The organism is Pseudomonas sp. S2_E01 (assembly GCF_054668365.1).
Genome location: NZ_CP162762.1, coordinates 488,178 through 504,354, shown reverse-complemented (window position 1 = coordinate 504,354; position 16,177 = coordinate 488,178). Strand labels below are relative to the sequence as shown.

Here is a 16,177-nt window from a genome sequence, read left to right as displayed (position 1 = left end):
TCGTGCCGGGCGCGCCTGTGGGATTTTCATATCTGGTGTCCCTTGCCGGATAATGCCTAAGCTCAATAAGAGCCAGCGTTGAAAGCCCTCTTTTTCCGGCACGACCATGACCGAGCTTGTTCTTGTTCTCATCAGCACCGCCCTGATCAACAACTTCGTGTTGCATTGGCCGTTGGGCGTCGATCCGCTGTTGGCCACCGCGCGTCATCAGGTTCACGCGCTGGGTATCGCGACAACGTGCCTGATGCTGATCGTCGGCGTGCTCGGTCATGTGCTCTATTACTGGCTGCTGGTGCCACTGGGATTGAGTTCGCTGCGACTGTTCGTGTTTCTCCCTCTGAGCGTGTTGTTGATCGCCCCCCTGCTTAAGCGGCTGGCGAAAGTGTTTTCAACCTTGGCGTTCGAGGGTTTGTGGCCACTGTTGCTCGGCAATGCCGGCGTGTTGGGAATGCTCCTGGCCGATACCGCACACGACCACGGTTTTTTATACGCCACGGCATTGAGCATCGGCGCCGGGCTCGGTTTCTGGCTGGTACTGAGCCTTTTCTGCGACTTGCGCCAGCGCACCCTCGATAATGATGTTCCCCTGCCCTTTCGAGGCCTGCCGATCGACCTGATCGGCGCCGGATTGATCGCAGTGGCCTTTCTCGGATTCACCGGACTGATCAAAACATGAGTCTGATTCAACGCATCGACGCCCTGCTGCCGCAGACCCAGTGCGGCAAGTGTGGCCACGCAGGATGCAAACCCTACGCCGAGGGCATTGCCGCAGGCGAGCCGATCAACAAGTGCCCGCCCGGTGGCAACGAAACCATCTCGGCACTGGCACACCTGCTGAACGTCCCGGTGCTGGAACTGGATATGAGTCGCGGCGCCGCTCCGGCGCAGGTCGCCTATATCCGCGAAGCCGAATGCATCGGCTGCACCAAATGCATCCAGGCGTGCCCGGTCGACGCTATCGTCGGCGCGGCAAAATGGATGCACACGGTCATCGTCGACGAATGCACCGGTTGCGACCTGTGCGTGGCGCCCTGCCCGGTGGATTGCATTGAAATGCGCCCCCTGCCGGCGACCACGACACCGATCATCGGTGGTCTGGCTTCCAGCCTGCTGGCCCAACAGGCACGTGCCGTTAAACGCAATCACGCGCGCCAGCGCTTCGAACGGCGCAACGCCCGGTTGCACCGCGAGGAAGAGCAAAAGCTGGCCGAGCGTCAGGCCCGGGCCAATCGTGCTGCCCTGCAACAGAGCGACGCGCCGGCGCTCGATCCGATTCAGGCCGCGCTGGAAAGGGTTCGCGCGCAGAAAGCGGCGAGCGCCGATGCGGCGTTGAAGAAAGCCAAAGTCGACCTGGCCATGAGCCGTGCGCAGCTCAACAAATCGCTCAAGGCGTTCGGCCATCCACCGACATTCGAGCAGCAGTCGCAACTGATCATCCTGCAACAGCAATTCGAGGCGGCTGAGCACACCTTGCTGCAGTTGGAAAACACCCTGCCAACCGCGCCAGCATCCGTCTCCACACCCAAGGACGCCGATCTTAAACGGGCGAAAATCCAACTGGCCACTCGCCGCGCCGAACTGAAGAAAGCGCAAGCCAGTGAGGCACCGTCCGAACAGATCAAAGCCCTCGAGCGCGCGCTTGCCGATGCCGAAAAACACCTGCATGCGACGGAAGACGCCAGCGAGCAACCCTTGCCTGACCTGGTGCGCGTCGAAAAGCGCCCCATCGACAGCCAGCTTCGGCAACTGAAAACCGAATTGGCCTACGCCCGCGCGGACGTCAGCAAACTTGAGCGACGCAGCGACACTTCCACCGAGCAGCTGGACAAGGCACGAGCTCGCCTGCAGGAAGCCGAACGCCAGGTACAAGCCCATGCAGCCCCTTGAGCCGGTCGACGATCGCCTTCAGCAGGCAATGAAGCTGGTATTGGTGGCCACCGTGCCGGGAATACTGGCGTCGTTCTGGTGGTATGGCTGGGGTGTCTTGATCAATCTGGTACTGGCAGGCTCGACTGCACTGGCCGTTGAAGCGGCGATATTGAAACTGCGCGACTGGGAACTACGGCCTGTCTTGAGCGATGGCAGTGCCCTCGTCACCGCGACGCTGCTGGGCCTGGCCTTGCCGCCGTATTGTCCGTGGTGGCTGAACGTCTGCGCCGTTTCATTCGCGCTGCTCGGCAAGCATTTGTATGGCGGCGTCGGCAAAAACCCTTTCAATCCGGCCATGCTCGGTTTGGCTCTGGTGCTGGTGACATTTCCACTGCAAATGAGCCATTGGCCGACGTTCCATGGCATCAACCTGCTCGATGGCTTACAGCGAGTCTTTGGCGTCAGCCTTGGCCCCATGCCGGATGCCTGGGTTCAGGCCACGGCGCTGGACGCTCTGCGCATCAACAAAAGCCTGACCATCGACGAGCTTTACACCAGCAGCCCGGCATTCGGTCACTGGGGTGCACGCGGCGTGGGGTGGATCAACCTGGCGTTTCTGGCCGGTGGCCTGTTTCTTCTGCAACGACGGGTGTTCAGTTGGCAGGCACCGGTCGGCATGCTGGTCAGCCTGTTTGTGATCAGCCTGTTGTGCTGGAACGGCTCGGGCTCCGACTCCCATGGCTCGCCACTGTTTCACCTGCTCAGCGGTGCAAGCATGCTGGGCGCATTCTTTATCGTCACGGAGCCGGTGTCCGGCGCTAAAAGTCCGGGCGCCCGCCTGTTGTTCGGCGCCGGTGTGGGGTTACTGACGTATCTGATCAGAACCTGGGGTGGATACCCGGACGGCGTGGCATTCGCGGTGCTGTTGATGAACCTCTGCGTGCCCGCGCTGGAACGGTTTGCTGTGTCACGGCGGGTTGCGCCATGAATCGAGTGTCGAGCGTGGTGATTGTCGCACTGCTGGCAGGCCTGGGTGTTGGTGCGACCTACCTCGTCCATCAGGGCAGCGCATCACGCATTGCCGAGCAACAACGCGAGAACGACAGCCGCCACTTCCTGGACCTGCTGCCCGCCTACAGCTACGACAATCACCCGCTTGAACACACTCTGCCCCTGGCCGTTGCCACCCTTGGCGACAGCACATTGCAGGGTGGTTTCTTGGCGACAAGGAGTGGCCAACCCAGCGCAGTGTTGCTGCGCAGCCAGGCAGTCGGCTACGTGGGCAGTATCGATTTGTTGATCGCCATCGACGTAAACGGCAAGTTGCTCGGGGTCAAGACACTTAGGCAATCAGAGACCCCAGGACTGGGCGCCCGGATCGCCGATTGGCCCAATGCGTGGCTCACGATCTTTGTCGGCAAATCGATGAACGACCCCGACGATAAGGGTTGGGCGCTGAAAAAGGACCAAGGTCAGTTCGATCAGGTCGCAGGCGCGACCATCACTTCCAGAGCTGTGCTCAACGCCATCCACGATGCCTTGCGTTACTTCGACGAACACCGGCAACAGCTGCTCGGGGAGAACCTGCATGAGTAAATCGTCGGCACTCCAGAACTCGCTGGTGCTCGCGCCGTTGATCGGGGCGACCCAGTCATGGATGACCGCGCTGGGCGTATGGCTGATGGTTATCGTGGTGGCGAGTGCTTATGGTTTCGCCATGGCGCCCTTGCGCCCGCGGCTCATACCGAGGGCCCACTTGATCGCCAGCCTGGTGCTGGCCGTCACCCTGACCAGTTGTGCAGAAACGATGGCGCAGGCCTGGTCACTTCAGTGGCATCAACACGCCGGCATCTACGCCGGGTTGATCGCCCTGCAATGCGTCGTTCTGGACCATACAGGTTTCTTCCAACAAGCATGGCGTGATCGCCTGTTCCTGGGCGGCCTGTTCGGTGCGTTGATGCTGGGCCTGAGCGTGTTGCGCGAGATGCTCGACTACAGCGGCCTGCACCTGGCAGCGCTAGTGCCCGGTGGCTTCATTCTGCTGGGATTGCTGATCGCTGCCTGGCAGGCGTGGTCCCGTCCCGCCCCCAAACACTAAGCATTTTCGAGGAAACTCACTGCCCATGAATGCTGCAAAACGTCTGGAAATTTTCCGCAGGCTGCATGAAGACAACCCCGAACCCAAGACCGAACTGGCCTACTCCACGCCGTTCGAATTGCTGATCTCGGTCATTCTCTCGGCGCAATCGACGGATGTCGGTGTGAACAAGGCAACGGCCAAGCTGTATCCGGTGGCCAATACCCCGGCGGCCATTCATGCGCTGGGGGTGGAGGGACTGTCGGAATACATCAAGACTATCGGCCTGTTCAACAGCAAGGCAAAAAATGTCATCGAGACCTGCCGACTGCTGATGGAACGCCATGGCAGCGAAGTCCCGCAGACTCGCGAAGAACTGGAAGCACTGCCCGGCGTCGGCCGAAAGACCGCCAACGTTGTACTCAATACGGCGTTCCGCCAACTGACCATGGCCGTGGATACACACATTTTTCGCGTCAGCAACCGTACCGGCATTGCGCCCGGCAAGAATGTCGTCGAGGTGGAAAACAAGCTGATGAAGTTTGTGCCAAAAGAATATCTGCTCGATTCCCATCACTGGCTGATCCTTCACGGGCGTTACGTCTGCCTGGCCCGCAAACCCCGCTGTGGCAGCTGCCGCATCGAGGACCTGTGCGAATACAAGCACAAGACGTCGGACGATTGAGTTGCTATTAGGTTTGCTTATTGATCGATTGAAAAAATCTTTTTTACCCGGAATGAGTTTGTCGATATAAGGAGCGCCAAAGGCAGTCTTAGCCTGGAGCTAACCTAATGAGCACTGGTAAAGAGCAATTGGACGTAGAAGAGGACTTCACAGCCGTTGAAGCCGATGACGCAGAGCCGGTGGTGGAAGTGGCGAAGACCAACCTGAGCAAACGCCGCACGATCGACAACTTGCTGGAGGAGCGCCGACTGCAAAAGCAATTGGCCGATTATGATTTTGATCTATAACACCTGAAAGCCTCCCTGAACGGAGGCTTTTCTTTGTGTGTGACACAGTGGAGTCGCTCGCCCCGCCACGAGTGCAATCACACCAGCCCATTGCGTTGCGCCAGCTCAATCAAGTCCACCAGGGACCGCGCGTTGAGTTTCAATAACAGGCGAGTTTTATAAGTGCTGACGGTTTTATTGCTGAGAAACATTCCGTCAGCAATTTCCTTATTGGTCTTGCCGCGAGCCAATTGTTGCAACACCATCATTTCTCGACCAGACAAACGATCGACCATATCGGCTTCACTGGCGTTCCCCAGACTGGAGCGCACAGTGTGCAACGCCTGGTTGGGAAAATAACTGTAGCCCGACAGTACCGCTTTTATTGCACTGAGCAACTCAGTGAGGTCCTGTTGTTTGCAAACATATCCGGCTGCCCCTGACTGCATGCAACGCATCGAAAAATGCCCCGGGGCCTGGGAAGTCAATATCAACACTTTCATTGGCATGGCCGCCGAAACCAGGCGCGCGATGACTTCCAGTCCATCGAGTTTCGGTATTCCTATATCCAGAATAACAATGTCCGGCATATGTTCACGCGCCAGTTGCAATGCATCCACGCCATTGTCTGTTTCGGCAACGACTTCATAGCCATGACGCTCCATTAGCATACGTACCGCAAGCCGAATGACGGGGTGATCATCCACGATCAGCACTTTATTCATGGGCAGGTCCAATTTTCGCTGTTCGAATTTTTAGAGCCCGCACAATAGCCTAGTCGTTTCGCCCATGGCATGCCGCCCCCCCCAGCCACGGGCAGCGAGAGACATTCCCTACAAACAACACGGATTTTTCTTACAGGAAATCTGCAAAAACTGAGTGATGCAAACTTTACTTGCCTTACGCCGATCCACCTTAAGAAAAATATGTATCAATCTAATAAAAAACATAATTCCGTCACAATCCCCTTCGTGCTGCAACACCCGCTGACGGTGAGCTAAGCTGGATGATCACCGGGCGAGCGAAAATTGAAGTGAACCGCATCGCTTTTCATCCACACGAATGCTTACCAAATGATTTTCAATAACACGGACGAATTAAAATAGGGTTATAGGACAATCTAAACTTCACCGCTAATATGAAGACCGGCAAAACATAATTAACCAACCCAACGAGAAAAGATAAACTTCCATGAGTACAATACATGATGAATCTAAAACAAAAAATCACCAACCCCATGACAGTAATCGCCATATTCGCAACACTGTCTGAAACATCGGCAGCCCTCTCTCTCCCTTTCCTCGACCATAAGGAACGAGAAGTCTATATCTGGTTTCTGATCAGCTTTCCGTTTTACTTGTTAATGCTGTTTTTCGCCACCTTGAACTTCAACTATCGATCGTTATATGCGCCGTCCGATTACGAGAAGGGAGAACACTTCATCGATGCCCTGGACACGACCGAACGTCCGGATACAGCAAAGGGGCCGCCAGACCTTACGCTGACAAAATCTTCAACGTCGCATCACATCGAGTTGCCTGCCCGGGTGAAGGGTTTGCACCTCGTCGATGCTCGGTGCATAAACGGGAGGACACAGTGGCGCGAGCTCCTGGGCAGGACCGCCAAATCAGATTCGGCACACGTCGTCGTGTTCCTCATCACGGCCGAATCGCAGAGTCTGTTTAAAGAAAGCGCAGTCGATTTTTTCAGGCAGGTGAAGAAACGCAGCAGCTTGCCATTTTGCGTCGTTTACAACTTGAGTTCCCACACCGTAACGCTCATTGATCAAACTGGCACATCGGACGCACAACGGCCAGTCGCTTTCTAGCGACAGGGAGGAGGAAGAAGGAGGGAGTTGTTCTTAAAAACGCTACGTCGCAATGTCCGAAAGAAAAAATCCTATTCTCAAATTTGTGGCCTTGTCGAACACAAGGCCACAAATTCCAGGTCACGCGCCTCAGAACAACTTGCGACCCTTATTGGCTGCGATCCGCATGCGCAAGGCGTTGAGCTTGATGAAGCCCGCCGCGTCAGCCTGGTTGTAGGCGCCGCCATCTTCCTCGAAGGTCGCGATATTGGCGTCGAACAACGAATCGTCGGACTTGCGGCCAGTGACGATCACATTGCCCTTGTAGAGCTTCAGGCGCACGACGCCGTTCACGTTGACCTGGGACGCGTCGATCATCTGTTGCAGCATCAGACGCTCAGGGCTCCACCAGTAGCCGGTGTAGATCAGGCTGGCGTATTTAGGCATCAGCTCATCCTTGAGGTGAGCCACTTCGCGGTCCAGGGTGATCGATTCGATCGCACGGTGGGCGCGCAGCATGATGGTGCCGCCAGGGGTTTCGTAGCAGCCACGGGACTTCATGCCCACGTAACGGTTTTCGACGATGTCGAGACGACCGATGCCGTGTTCACCACCGATACGGTTCAGGGTCGCCAGCACGGTGGCCGGGGTCATTTCGACGCCGTCCAATGCCACGATGTCGCCATTGCGGTAGGTCAGTTCCAGGTATTGCGCCTTGTCGGGGGCCTTCTCTGGCGACACGGTCCAACGCCACATGTCTTCTTCGTGCTCGGTCCAGGTGTCTTCCAGCACGCCGCCTTCATAGGAGATGTGCAGCAGGTTGGCATCCATCGAGTACGGGGATTTTTTCTTGCCGTGGCGCTCGATCGGGATCGCGTGCTTTTCCGCGTAATCCATCAGCTTTTCACGGGACAGCAGGTCCCATTCACGCCAAGGTGCAATCACTTTCACACCGGGCTTCAGGGCGTAGGCGCCGAGCTCGAAACGAACCTGGTCGTTACCCTTGCCGGTGGCGCCGTGGGAAATGGCGTCAGCGCCGGTTTCGTTGGCGATTTCGATCAGGCGTTTGGCGATCAACGGACGAGCGATGGAAGTACCCAGCAGGTACTCGCCTTCGTAAACAGTGTTGGCGCGGAACATCGGGAACACGAAATCTCGCACGAACTCTTCGCGCAGATCGTCGATGTAGATTTCTTTTACGCCCATGGCCTGCGCCTTGGCGCGAGCAGGTTCGACCTCTTCACCCTGACCCAGGTCAGCGGTAAAGGTCACCACTTCACAGTTATAAGTATCCTGCAGCCACTTGAGGATCACCGAAGTGTCCAGGCCGCCGGAATACGCCAGAACGACCTTGTTTACGTCCGCCATGCCATCACTCCACGGGGTTTACGGAAAGCCGTCAAGTCTACCGGTCATGCAGAATAATTTACAGTGGCGCGACAGCTTATGACGACGAAGCGACAGATTATGTCGAGCGCGCGACGAACAGTCGCGGCTCAGGAAGTCTTCGCTGCGCTCGCCGATGCCGTGGTCTGGGGCGCCGGCGTCTCGACGGGGGCGACGCGAGCGAGGTGGACATTCACCCGGCGGTTCTTCGCCCGGTTGGCGGACGAGGTGTTGGGGACCAGCGGATAACGCTCGCCATGGAAACGCACGGTTATCTGCGATTCCTGCACCCCGTTGGCCTTGAAATACTCCATGACCGCCAGCGCCCGGCGACGCGACAGCTCACGATTGGCCAGGCGATTGCCGCTGTTGTCCGAGTGACCGTCGAGCTCGATGTGGTTAACCGTAGGATCGGCCTTCATGAAGTCCAGCATCACCTGCAACTGCGCCTTGGCCTGCGTATCGAGTTCCATACCCTCGCCCGGGAAGCCGATTTGCGATTGTTTGACCTGTTCGAAGTTTTTGGGCAGCAGCTTCGCCACGCAACCCTGATAATCGTTGAACGCCTTGCTGAACTTGACGGGCAGCAGGCGAACTTCCGAGACGCGGCCATCGCCGGAGAAATGCCGGACGACCGGGCTGCGTCCGTCCATCAAACCACTGATCAGACGGCCGGCCTGGACTTGGGAGCTGTTGAACAGAACGTTGCCACTGCCGATCCTGACCGAGCCGAGATTGATGTCGCCCCGCCCCGGCTGCCACGGTGCGGCCGCCGCCAACAAGGTCGCCGAACCGCCACCGACCATCGAGTTGTAGGCTTTCAGACGAAACGTCGCCTGCTCCCCAGCGCGGCGCACGAACTCACCCGAACCGAAATCGGTAATCGGTTGAGTCAGGCGACACTCGAATTTGTCCCCTTCGACCGTCCACTCGATGCTCTCCAGACGGGTCTGGAAAGTGAGCGCCATCGCGGGAAGGCTGGCAAACACACTGAGCAAGGCTAAATAACGCTGGCGCACGGGAGGCTCCATTGGCTTCTACAACAAAAGACCGATACATATTTACGGCATACCTGTTGGATATCGGTAGCTTGTCGCAAAACTTGATAGCGGGTGCCTGAGAGAGTCTTTTCCGGTAGCATTCCCCAGAGTTTGCCCCGCCTGGAATCCCCTCATGTCCGACCGCCTGACCCTGCTGCGTCCCGACGACTGGCATATACATCTTCGTGATGGTGCCGTGTTGACCAATACTGTTGCGGATGTCGCGCGCACCTTTGGTCGCGCCATCATCATGCCCAACCTGGTACCGCCGGTGCGCAACGCCGCTGAAGCCGACGGTTATCGCCAGCGCATTCTCGCTGCACGTCCGGCCGGTAGCCGTTTTGAACCGCTGATGGTGCTATACCTCACCGACCGCACCCAGCCCGAAGAAATTCGTCAGGCCAAGGCCAGCGGTTTCGTGCATGCCGCCAAATTGTACCCGGCCGGTGCGACCACCAACTCGGACTCTGGCGTCACCAGCATCGACAAAATCTTCCCTGCGCTCGAGGCCATGGCCGAAGTCGGTATGCCCTTGCTGATTCACGGTGAAGTCACCCGTGGCGATGTCGACGTGTTCGACCGCGAAAAAATCTTCATCGACGAGCACATGCGTCGTGTGGTGGAGCGTTTCCCGACACTCAAGGTGGTGTTCGAGCACATCACGACTGGCGATGCCGTGCAGTTCGTCAACGAGGCTTCGGCCAACGTCGGCGCGACCATTACCGCTCATCACTTGTTGTACAACCGCAACCACATGCTGGTTGGCGGGATTCGGCCGCACTTCTATTGCCTGCCGATCCTCAAGCGCAATACCCACCAGGAAGCCCTGCTCGACGCCGCCACCAGCGGCAGCGAAAAGTTCTTCCTCGGCACTGACTCGGCACCGCATGCCCAGCATGCCAAGGAAGCCGCCTGCGGTTGCGCCGGTTGCTACACCGCTTATGCCGCGATCGAGTTGTATGCCGAAGCCTTCGAACAGCGCAACGCGCTGGCCAGGCTCGAAGCTTTCGCCAGCCTCAATGGCCCGCGCTTCTATGGCCTGCCCGTGAATACTGATCGCATCACCCTGGTTCGCGACGAGTGGACCGCACCAACCAGCCTGCCATTTGGCGAGCTGACCGTTATCCCGCTGCGCGCCGGTGAAAAACTGCGCTGGCGCCTGCTGGAGGAACACGCGTGAGTGAAGACCATTTCGACGACGAACAGGACGGTTCGAGCGCAGGTGGTTCACGCCATCCGATGGCTGCCAGGTTCCGTGGTTACCTGCCCGTGGTCGTCGACGTAGAAACCGGTGGTTTCAACTCGGCCACCGACGCCCTGCTGGAAATCGCGGCGACCACCATCGCCATGGATGAAAAGGGCTTCGTTTACCCTGATCACACGTACTTCTTCCGCGTCGAGCCTTTCGAAGGCGCGAACATCGAAGCAGCGGCCCTGGAGTTCACCGGGATCAAGCTCGATCACCCGTTGCGCATGGCCGTGAGTGAAGAGACAGCCCTGAACGACATCTTCCGTGGGATACGCAAGGCGCTGAAGGCCAACGGCTGCAAGCGGGCGATTCTGGTCGGCCACAACAGCAGCTTCGACCTGGGCTTCCTGAATGCCGCCGTCGCACGCCTGGACATGAAGCGCAACCCGTTTCACCCCTTCTCCAGCTTCGACACTGCCACCCTGGCTGGCTTGGCCTACGGGCAAACGGTACTGGCGAAGGCTTGTCAGGCAGCCGATATCGACTTCGATGGTCGCGAGGCCCACTCGGCTCGCTACGACACCGAGAAGACGGCCGAACTGTTCTGCGGCATCGTCAATCGCTGGAAACAGATGGGCGGGTGGGAAGATTTCGACGACTGATGAGTCGCGACCCTGCCCATAAAAAAACCGGCCATGATGGCCGGTTTTTTTTGTGCCTCGAACGCGCCTTACAGGGCAGCTGCGTGCTCGGTCAGGTAAGCCGCAACGCCTTCTGGCGAAGCGTTCATGCCTTTGTCGCCTTTCTTCCAGTTCGCAGGGCAGACTTCACCGTGCTCTTCGTGGAATTGCAGAGCGTCGACCAGACGAATCAGCTCTTCCATGTTACGGCCCAGCGGCAGGTCGTTGATGATCTGCGAGCGAACGACACCCTTGTCGTCGATCAGGAACGCGCCACGGAAAGCCACGCCGCCTTCGGACTCAACGTCGTAGGCCTTGGCGATTTCGTGCTTCATGTCGGCAGCCATGGTGTAACGGACTTCGCCGATACCGCCGTTGTTGACCGGGGTGTTGCGCCAGGCGTTATGGGTGAAGTGCGAGTCGATCGAAACGGCGATCACTTCAACGTTGCGCGCCTTGAAATCAGCCATGCGATTGTCCAGAGCGATCAGCTCGGACGGGCATACGAAGGTGAAGTCCAGCGGATAGAAGAACACCAGGCCGTATTTGCCTTTGATGGCCGACGACAGGGTGAAGCTGTCGACGATTTCGCCATTGCCCAGAACGGCCGGTACGGTGAAGTCAGGGGCTTGCTTGCCTACGAGTACGCTCATTGAATATCTCCTGGTGTAAAAACGTGAAGTTCCCGGGTTTGCGCCAGCCTGTCACCCTCAGGCGACAGCCCTGTGACACCCACCCCTTCATAAGGACCGGTCATCATACACTGCGTTTTTATGCTGTCCTCAACGGATTTTCACCAGAGCGCCGAATGGCCGCCCAAAAGGGCTAATGGCAGATGGCTGCAAAAAACCGTTCGTCAGTCTTGTTGCTATATCGGGCAAAGCTGTCAGAAACCACTTTGACAATCATTCTCGTTAACATTAAGATCCATCGCAATTGAGTCACAACCAGCGACGGTTTTTACTTATGTATGTCTGCCTCTGCACTGGCGTTACCGACGGTCAAATCCGCGATGCAATCTATGAAGGATGCTGCAGCTATAAGGAAGTCCGTCAGGCTACCGGCGTAGCCAGCCAATGCGGCAAGTGCGCCTGCCTCGCCAAGGAAGTGGTGCGCGATACCCTGACCCAAGTACAAACTGCCCAGGCCGCGATTCCTTTCCCGGTAGAATTTAATGCTGCGTGAATACCCCCTTTTAAAGAACCGGACTTAATGTCCGGTTTTTTTATGCCTGAAAATCAACTGGTTACGCGCTAGACGCGGAACACAAACATTCTTATTCCGATTAATTTTCATTTATTATTCAATAACTTAGGTTTGACACCCCTAAGTATGCGGCTCAAACTCTGCCTCATAGACAGCTAACATAGGGCAGGACCCCATCATGAAAGGCGACATTACAGTCATCCAGCATCTCAACAAGATCCTTGCCAATGAGCTGGTCGCGATCAATCAATATTTCCTGCATGCCCGCATGTATGAAGATTGGGGCCTGAACAAGCTGGGCAAGCATGAATACCACGAGTCCATCGAAGAGATGAAACACGCGGACAAGCTGATCAAGCGCATCCTGTTTCTGGAAGGCCTGCCAAACGTGCAGGATCTGGGCAAGCTGCACATCGGCGAGCACACCAAGGAAATGCTTGAGTGCGACCTGCGCATCGAGAAGACCGGTCATGCGGACCTGAAAGTCGCGATCGCCCATTGCGAAACCGTTGGCGATTTCGGCAGCCGTGAACTGCTCGAGGACATTCTTGAGTCCGAAGAAGAACACATCGATTGGCTGGAAACCCAACTGGGCCTGATCGACAAGATCGGTCTTGAGAACTACCTGCAATCGCAGATGGGCGACGACGAGTAATATTCCCGACGCCAAAAAAAGCCCCGCGCTCTCTCAGACGCGGGGCATTTTTGTATGTGCGATACCCCACCCTGTAGGAGCGAGCTTGCTCGCGATGGTGGACCAGACAACGCGGATAGTCTGATGACCCGTGTTTTAGTTGATCTCCATCGCGAGCAAGCTCGCTCCTACAGGGGATCTGCGCATAAAAAAAGCCCCGCTCTCTCAAGAGGCGGGGCTTTTTGTGCCTGCGCTAGCAGCAATCACGCCTTCGCAGCAGCCGCTTCAACAGCCGACTTGATGGTGGTTTGCAGCGAACCGTCTGCAGCCATCTCGGTCATGATATCGCTACCGCCGACCAGCTCACCCGCCACCCACAGTTGCGGGAAAGTCGGCCAGTTGGCGTATTTTGGCAGGTTGGCACGGATCTCCGGGTTCTGCAGGATATCCACGTACGCAAACTTCTCACCACACGCCATTACGGCCTGCGCAGCTTTTGCGGAGAAGCCGCACTGCGGGGCATTCGGCGAGCCTTTCATGTAAAGCAGAACGGTGTTGTTCGCAATCTGCTCTTTAATCGTTTCGATGATATCCATGAAGCACCTCGACTGAACTTTCCGACTCAGGGGTCGGCACGGTGGCGCATTGTAACGGAAACCCCGTCGTGATGCTCGGACTCCCCGACAGACCCGCTCAAGCCGCTGCCACCGTGACCGGCACGCCATTCAACGCCGCGTTACCCGACAGTTCGTCGAGCTGACATTCATCCGTCAGGTCATTGGCACTGGAACCTGGCTGGCTGCTGGCAATGGTCATCTGCACGCCGGGCCGCGCATGCCCCCAACCGTGAGGCAGGCTGACCACGCCTTTCATCATTTCCAGGCTGCCCAGTACTTCCACTTCAATCACCCCCACACGGGAGCTGACTCGCACCCGCTGCCCATCACTGAGCCCGCGGCTGACCAGATCATCCGGATGCATGAGCAACTGATGACGGGGTTTGCCTTTCACCAGCCGGTGGTAATTGTGCATCCAGGAATTATTGCTGCGCACATGACGACGCCCGATCATCAACAACTGATCGACTGCCGGCGCCTGCAACGTGGCGAAGCGAGCCAGGTCGGCAAGCATCACCTCGGGAGCCGCCTGGATGCGTTGTCCGGCCGTTTTCAACCGCTTCGCCAGGTTGGACTTCAGGGCGCCCAGGTCGATGCCGTGCGGATGATCCAAAAGCGTAGCCAGTGACAACTTGTGCTCCGAGGCATCGCCGTAGGCGCCCATCCGCAACCCCATGTCGATCATTTTCGCCGGCGGCATTGTCGGTTTGAGTTCCTTGCCGGTCTTCTCGGCGAAGGCCTTGGCCAGCCCGACGAAAATCTCCCAGTCGTGCAACGCACCTTCCGGCTTGGCCAGGATGGCGCGGTTGAAGCGCGTAACGTTACGCACCGCAAACAGGTTGAACGTAGTGTCGTAGTGATCGTTTTCCAGGGCCGATGTCGACGGCAGGATCAGGTCGGCGTAACGCGTGGTTTCGTTAATGTACAAGTCAACACTGACCATGAACTCCAGCCCGTCCAGCGCCTGCTCCAGTTTCCGGCCATTGGGCGTCGACAATACCGGGTTGCCGGCCACGGTGATTAATGCCCGCACCTGCCCTTCCCCACCCGTGAGCATCTCTTCGGCCATGGCCGACACCGGCAACTCGCCCGCGTATTCCGGGCGCCCGGAAACGCGACTCTGCCACAGGTTGAAATGTCCGCCCGAGGTGGTGGCCACCAGATCCACAGCGGGCTCGGTGCACAACGCGCCGCCCACGCGATCGAGGTTGCCCGTCACCAGGTTGATCAGTTGGACCAGCCAATGGCAGAGGGTGCCGAACGCCTGGGTCGAAACGCCCATACGCCCATAACAGACCGCGGTCGGTGCCGCGGCGAAGTCTCGTGCCAGTTGCCGGATCTGATCGGCAGGGACCGCACACAGCGGGCTCATGGCCTCGGCATTGAAACCTGCGATGGCTTCACGCACTTGATCCAGGCCGTCCACCGGCAAATGGCTTTCACGGGTCAGACCTTCGGTAAAAAGGGTGTTGAGCAAGCCGAACAACAGTGCCGCATCGCCACCCGGACGTACGAACAAATGCTGGTCGGCAATCGCTGCCGTTTCACTGCGACGCGGATCGACAACCACCACTTTGCCACCCCGGGCCTGGATCGCCTTCAGACGCTTTTCCACATCCGGTACAGTCATGATGCTGCCGTTGGAGGCCAGCGGATTGCCGCCCAGGATCAACATGAAATCGGTGTGGTCGATGTCCGGGATCGGCAACAGCAAGCCATGGCCGTACATCAGGTGGCTGGTCAGGTGGTGTGGCAACTGGTCAACGGAGGTGGCGGAAAACCGGTTGCGGGTTTTCAGCAAGCCCAGGAAGTAATTACTGTGGGTCATCAGCCCGTAGTTGTGAACGCTCGGGTTGCCCTGATACACCGCCACCGCATTCTGCCCGTGGCGTGCCTGGATCCCGACCAGACGTTCGGCAACCAGCTTGAAGGCGTCCTCCCACTCGATGGGTTGCCAATCGTTGCCAACCCGCAGCATCGGCTGATGCAGGCGATCCGGATCGTTCTGGATGTCCTGGAGCGCCACAGCCTTGGGGCAAATGTGCCCACGACTGAAGGTATCCTGGGCATCGCCCTTGATCGAGGTGATTTGCACGTTGCCGTCGGCTTCGGTGGTCTCGATGGTCAGGCCGCAGATGGCTTCACACAGGTGGCAGGCACGGTGATGGAGAGTCTTGGTCATGGCCAGTCTCTTTTTTGTACGGGGGCCGGCACTTTCGGCCGCGGGATCAAAACTATGCCCCCCGCACAAGCGCGGCGCCAGCGACGTCTGTCTTGTGAATCGCCCCCCATCAGCCCAGCCGATTGCCACCAGCCATCAGTTGGAAGGCAACCTCGACGGCGCCTGCATCTGGATTTCCTGAATGGTTTCGATCTGCTCGTGGGCGAGGTGGACGCCGGTAAGCTCGCCAATGATGCGCCAGTGCTCATCGAGCCCTGTGCTGATGGTAGCCATGCGATCGATCATGCGTCGACCGGCAGCCTTGGTCACCTCGTCCTGGCTGCGCATCAGCTCGAAGGACATCGATGTCACCGAGGCTGTGAGGTGTGTCAATGCGCGGGCGGTCAAGCCAAGCAATTCCATGAGTTGCTGTTCTTTCGAATCCATTCAAGAAGCTTCCTGCATCAATTGTGACTTAGTTATAACCCAGCCCATTCCATTAGCAAGTGTTTCAGACGCAGCACATTGCCATTAACGACGACTGGCACCGGCTCGGAAAC

Annotated in this window: 19 protein-coding genes; 12 read left to right on the top strand and 7 right to left on the bottom strand. The window is 57.8% G+C overall.

Annotation, left to right across the window (positions count from 1 at the left end):
- Positions 1–106 precede the first annotated feature (106 nt).
- From AB4O36_RS02415 to AB4O36_RS02385, 7 genes are all read left to right on the top strand, one after another.
- Complete coding sequence (locus AB4O36_RS02415) at positions 107–676, top strand: Rnf-Nqr domain containing protein (RefSeq protein ID WP_460140980.1); 570 nt, start codon at positions 107–109, stop codon at positions 674–676.
- Positions 673–1,887: an electron transport complex subunit RsxB gene (gene rsxB / locus AB4O36_RS02410; protein ID WP_460140979.1), complete on the top strand. Its 1,215-nt coding sequence runs from the start codon at positions 673–675 to the stop codon at positions 1,885–1,887. Before AB4O36_RS02415 ends, rsxB begins: the two co-directional genes overlap by 4 nt.
- Positions 1,874–2,857: an RnfABCDGE type electron transport complex subunit D gene (locus AB4O36_RS02405; RefSeq protein WP_460140978.1), complete on the top strand. Its 984-nt coding sequence runs from the start codon at positions 1,874–1,876 to the stop codon at positions 2,855–2,857. Before rsxB ends, AB4O36_RS02405 begins: the two co-directional genes overlap by 14 nt.
- A complete protein-coding gene (locus AB4O36_RS02400) occupies positions 2,854–3,465 on the top strand; it encodes an RnfABCDGE type electron transport complex subunit G (protein WP_460140977.1) in 612 nt (203 codons plus the stop codon). Before AB4O36_RS02405 ends, AB4O36_RS02400 begins: the two co-directional genes overlap by 4 nt.
- Positions 3,458–3,967, top strand: coding sequence for an Rnf-Nqr domain containing protein (locus AB4O36_RS02395; protein ID WP_460121351.1), 510 nt, complete (start codon positions 3,458–3,460; stop codon positions 3,965–3,967). Before AB4O36_RS02400 ends, AB4O36_RS02395 begins: the two co-directional genes overlap by 8 nt.
- A 25-nt stretch (positions 3,968–3,992) precedes the next feature.
- Positions 3,993–4,631, top strand: a complete 639-nt coding sequence (nth, locus tag AB4O36_RS02390; RefSeq protein ID WP_460121349.1) for an endonuclease III — start codon at positions 3,993–3,995, stop codon at positions 4,629–4,631.
- 107 nt (positions 4,632–4,738) lie between these two features.
- The gene (locus tag AB4O36_RS02385; protein ID WP_460121347.1) at positions 4,739–4,918 is read left to right on the top strand and encodes a PA3496 family putative envelope integrity protein; all 180 of its coding nucleotides are present in this window, start codon (positions 4,739–4,741) and stop codon (positions 4,916–4,918) included.
- A gap of 77 nt (positions 4,919–4,995) precedes the next feature.
- Here AB4O36_RS02385 and AB4O36_RS02380 read toward each other — a convergent pair whose 3' ends face one another.
- Entirely contained in the window at positions 4,996–5,622 is a 627-nt protein-coding gene (locus AB4O36_RS02380; protein ID WP_150709826.1) for a response regulator transcription factor, read from the bottom strand.
- Positions 5,623–6,101: 479 nt separating this feature from the next.
- Between AB4O36_RS02380 and AB4O36_RS02375 the strand changes: the two genes are divergently transcribed.
- Positions 6,102–6,725: a hypothetical protein gene (locus AB4O36_RS02375; RefSeq protein WP_460140976.1), complete on the top strand. Its 624-nt coding sequence runs from the start codon at positions 6,102–6,104 to the stop codon at positions 6,723–6,725.
- Positions 6,726–6,854: 129 nt separating this feature from the next.
- Here the strand turns inward: AB4O36_RS02375 and AB4O36_RS02370 are convergent, their stop codons facing one another.
- Positions 6,855–8,072: an argininosuccinate synthase gene (locus AB4O36_RS02370; RefSeq protein WP_460121342.1), complete on the bottom strand. Its 1,218-nt coding sequence runs from the start codon at positions 8,070–8,072 to the stop codon at positions 6,855–6,857.
- 128 nt (positions 8,073–8,200) lie between these two features.
- Complete coding sequence (locus tag AB4O36_RS02365; protein WP_460140975.1) at positions 8,201–9,109, bottom strand: flagellar protein MotY; 909 nt, start codon at positions 9,107–9,109, stop codon at positions 8,201–8,203.
- 154 nt (positions 9,110–9,263) lie between these two features.
- Here AB4O36_RS02365 and pyrC point away from each other — a divergent pair, with 154 nt between their 5' ends.
- Both pyrC and rnt read left to right on the top strand, forming a co-directional pair.
- Positions 9,264–10,310, top strand: a complete 1,047-nt coding sequence (gene pyrC / locus AB4O36_RS02360; RefSeq protein WP_460121338.1) for a dihydroorotase — start codon at positions 9,264–9,266, stop codon at positions 10,308–10,310.
- A complete protein-coding gene (gene rnt, locus AB4O36_RS02355) occupies positions 10,307–10,981 on the top strand; it encodes a ribonuclease T (protein WP_460121336.1) in 675 nt (224 codons plus the stop codon). Before pyrC ends, rnt begins: the two co-directional genes overlap by 4 nt.
- A 68-nt stretch (positions 10,982–11,049) precedes the next feature.
- On the opposite strand, the gene AB4O36_RS02350 is transcribed toward rnt, so the two are convergent.
- Entirely contained in the window at positions 11,050–11,652 is a 603-nt protein-coding gene (locus tag AB4O36_RS02350; protein ID WP_460121334.1) for a peroxiredoxin C, read from the bottom strand.
- Between the two features lie 313 nt (positions 11,653–11,965).
- Here AB4O36_RS02350 and AB4O36_RS02345 point away from each other — a divergent pair, with 313 nt between their 5' ends.
- Together AB4O36_RS02345 and bfr are read left to right on the top strand one after the other, a co-directional pair.
- Positions 11,966–12,184, top strand: a complete 219-nt coding sequence (locus AB4O36_RS02345) for a bacterioferritin-associated ferredoxin (RefSeq protein WP_460121333.1) — start codon at positions 11,966–11,968, stop codon at positions 12,182–12,184.
- A gap of 199 nt (positions 12,185–12,383) precedes the next feature.
- Positions 12,384–12,860, top strand: a complete 477-nt coding sequence (bfr, locus tag AB4O36_RS02340; protein ID WP_460140974.1) for a bacterioferritin — start codon at positions 12,384–12,386, stop codon at positions 12,858–12,860.
- 242 nt (positions 12,861–13,102) lie between these two features.
- On the opposite strand, the gene grxD is transcribed toward bfr, so the two are convergent.
- The 3 genes from grxD to AB4O36_RS02325 all read right to left on the bottom strand — a co-directional run bounded on the left by grxD (position 13,103) and on the right by AB4O36_RS02325 (position 16,064).
- Entirely contained in the window at positions 13,103–13,435 is a 333-nt protein-coding gene (gene grxD, locus AB4O36_RS02335; protein WP_192305341.1) for a Grx4 family monothiol glutaredoxin, read from the bottom strand.
- Positions 13,436–13,532: 97 nt separating this feature from the next.
- Positions 13,533–15,638 carry a molybdopterin oxidoreductase family protein gene (locus tag AB4O36_RS02330; RefSeq protein ID WP_460140973.1) on the bottom strand — a complete coding sequence of 702 codons (2,106 nt, stop codon included), beginning with the start codon at positions 15,636–15,638 and terminating at the stop codon, positions 13,533–13,535.
- A 135-nt stretch (positions 15,639–15,773) separates the two neighbouring features.
- Positions 15,774–16,064 carry a hypothetical protein gene (locus AB4O36_RS02325; RefSeq protein WP_460121327.1) on the bottom strand — a complete coding sequence of 97 codons (291 nt, stop codon included), beginning with the start codon at positions 16,062–16,064 and terminating at the stop codon, positions 15,774–15,776.
- Positions 16,065–16,177 lie beyond the last annotated feature (113 nt).

Bases quoted from the DNA above. Each gene is read 5' to 3' on its own strand.
- nth (WP_460121349.1), top strand. From the start codon at position 3,993: ATGAATGCTGCAAAACGTCTGGAAATTTTCCGCAGGCTGCATGAAGAC.
- AB4O36_RS02385 (WP_460121347.1), top strand. From the start codon at position 4,739: ATGAGCACTGGTAAAGAGCAATTGGACGTAGAAGAGGACTTCACAGCC.
- AB4O36_RS02415 (WP_460140980.1), top strand. From the start codon at position 107: ATGACCGAGCTTGTTCTTGTTCTCATCAGCACCGCCCTGATCAACAAC.
- bfr (WP_460140974.1), top strand. From the start codon at position 12,384: ATGAAAGGCGACATTACAGTCATCCAGCATCTCAACAAGATCCTTGCC.
- AB4O36_RS02350 (WP_460121334.1), bottom strand. From the start codon at position 11,652: ATGAGCGTACTCGTAGGCAAGCAAGCCCCTGACTTCACCGTACCGGCC.
- pyrC (WP_460121338.1), top strand. From the start codon at position 9,264: ATGTCCGACCGCCTGACCCTGCTGCGTCCCGACGACTGGCATATACAT.
- AB4O36_RS02405 (WP_460140978.1), top strand. From the start codon at position 1,874: ATGCAGCCCCTTGAGCCGGTCGACGATCGCCTTCAGCAGGCAATGAAG.
- AB4O36_RS02325 (WP_460121327.1), bottom strand. From the start codon at position 16,064: ATGGATTCGAAAGAACAGCAACTCATGGAATTGCTTGGCTTGACCGCC.
- AB4O36_RS02395 (WP_460121351.1), top strand. From the start codon at position 3,458: ATGAGTAAATCGTCGGCACTCCAGAACTCGCTGGTGCTCGCGCCGTTG.
- AB4O36_RS02375 (WP_460140976.1), top strand. From the start codon at position 6,102: ATGATGAATCTAAAACAAAAAATCACCAACCCCATGACAGTAATCGCC.
- rsxB (WP_460140979.1), top strand. From the start codon at position 673: ATGAGTCTGATTCAACGCATCGACGCCCTGCTGCCGCAGACCCAGTGC.
- AB4O36_RS02400 (WP_460140977.1), top strand. From the start codon at position 2,854: ATGAATCGAGTGTCGAGCGTGGTGATTGTCGCACTGCTGGCAGGCCTG.
- AB4O36_RS02330 (WP_460140973.1), bottom strand. From the start codon at position 15,638: ATGACCAAGACTCTCCATCACCGTGCCTGCCACCTGTGTGAAGCCATC.
- AB4O36_RS02370 (WP_460121342.1), bottom strand. From the start codon at position 8,072: ATGGCGGACGTAAACAAGGTCGTTCTGGCGTATTCCGGCGGCCTGGAC.
- grxD (WP_192305341.1), bottom strand. From the start codon at position 13,435: ATGGATATCATCGAAACGATTAAAGAGCAGATTGCGAACAACACCGTT.
- AB4O36_RS02345 (WP_460121333.1), top strand. From the start codon at position 11,966: ATGTATGTCTGCCTCTGCACTGGCGTTACCGACGGTCAAATCCGCGAT.
- AB4O36_RS02380 (WP_150709826.1), bottom strand. From the start codon at position 5,622: ATGAATAAAGTGCTGATCGTGGATGATCACCCCGTCATTCGGCTTGCG.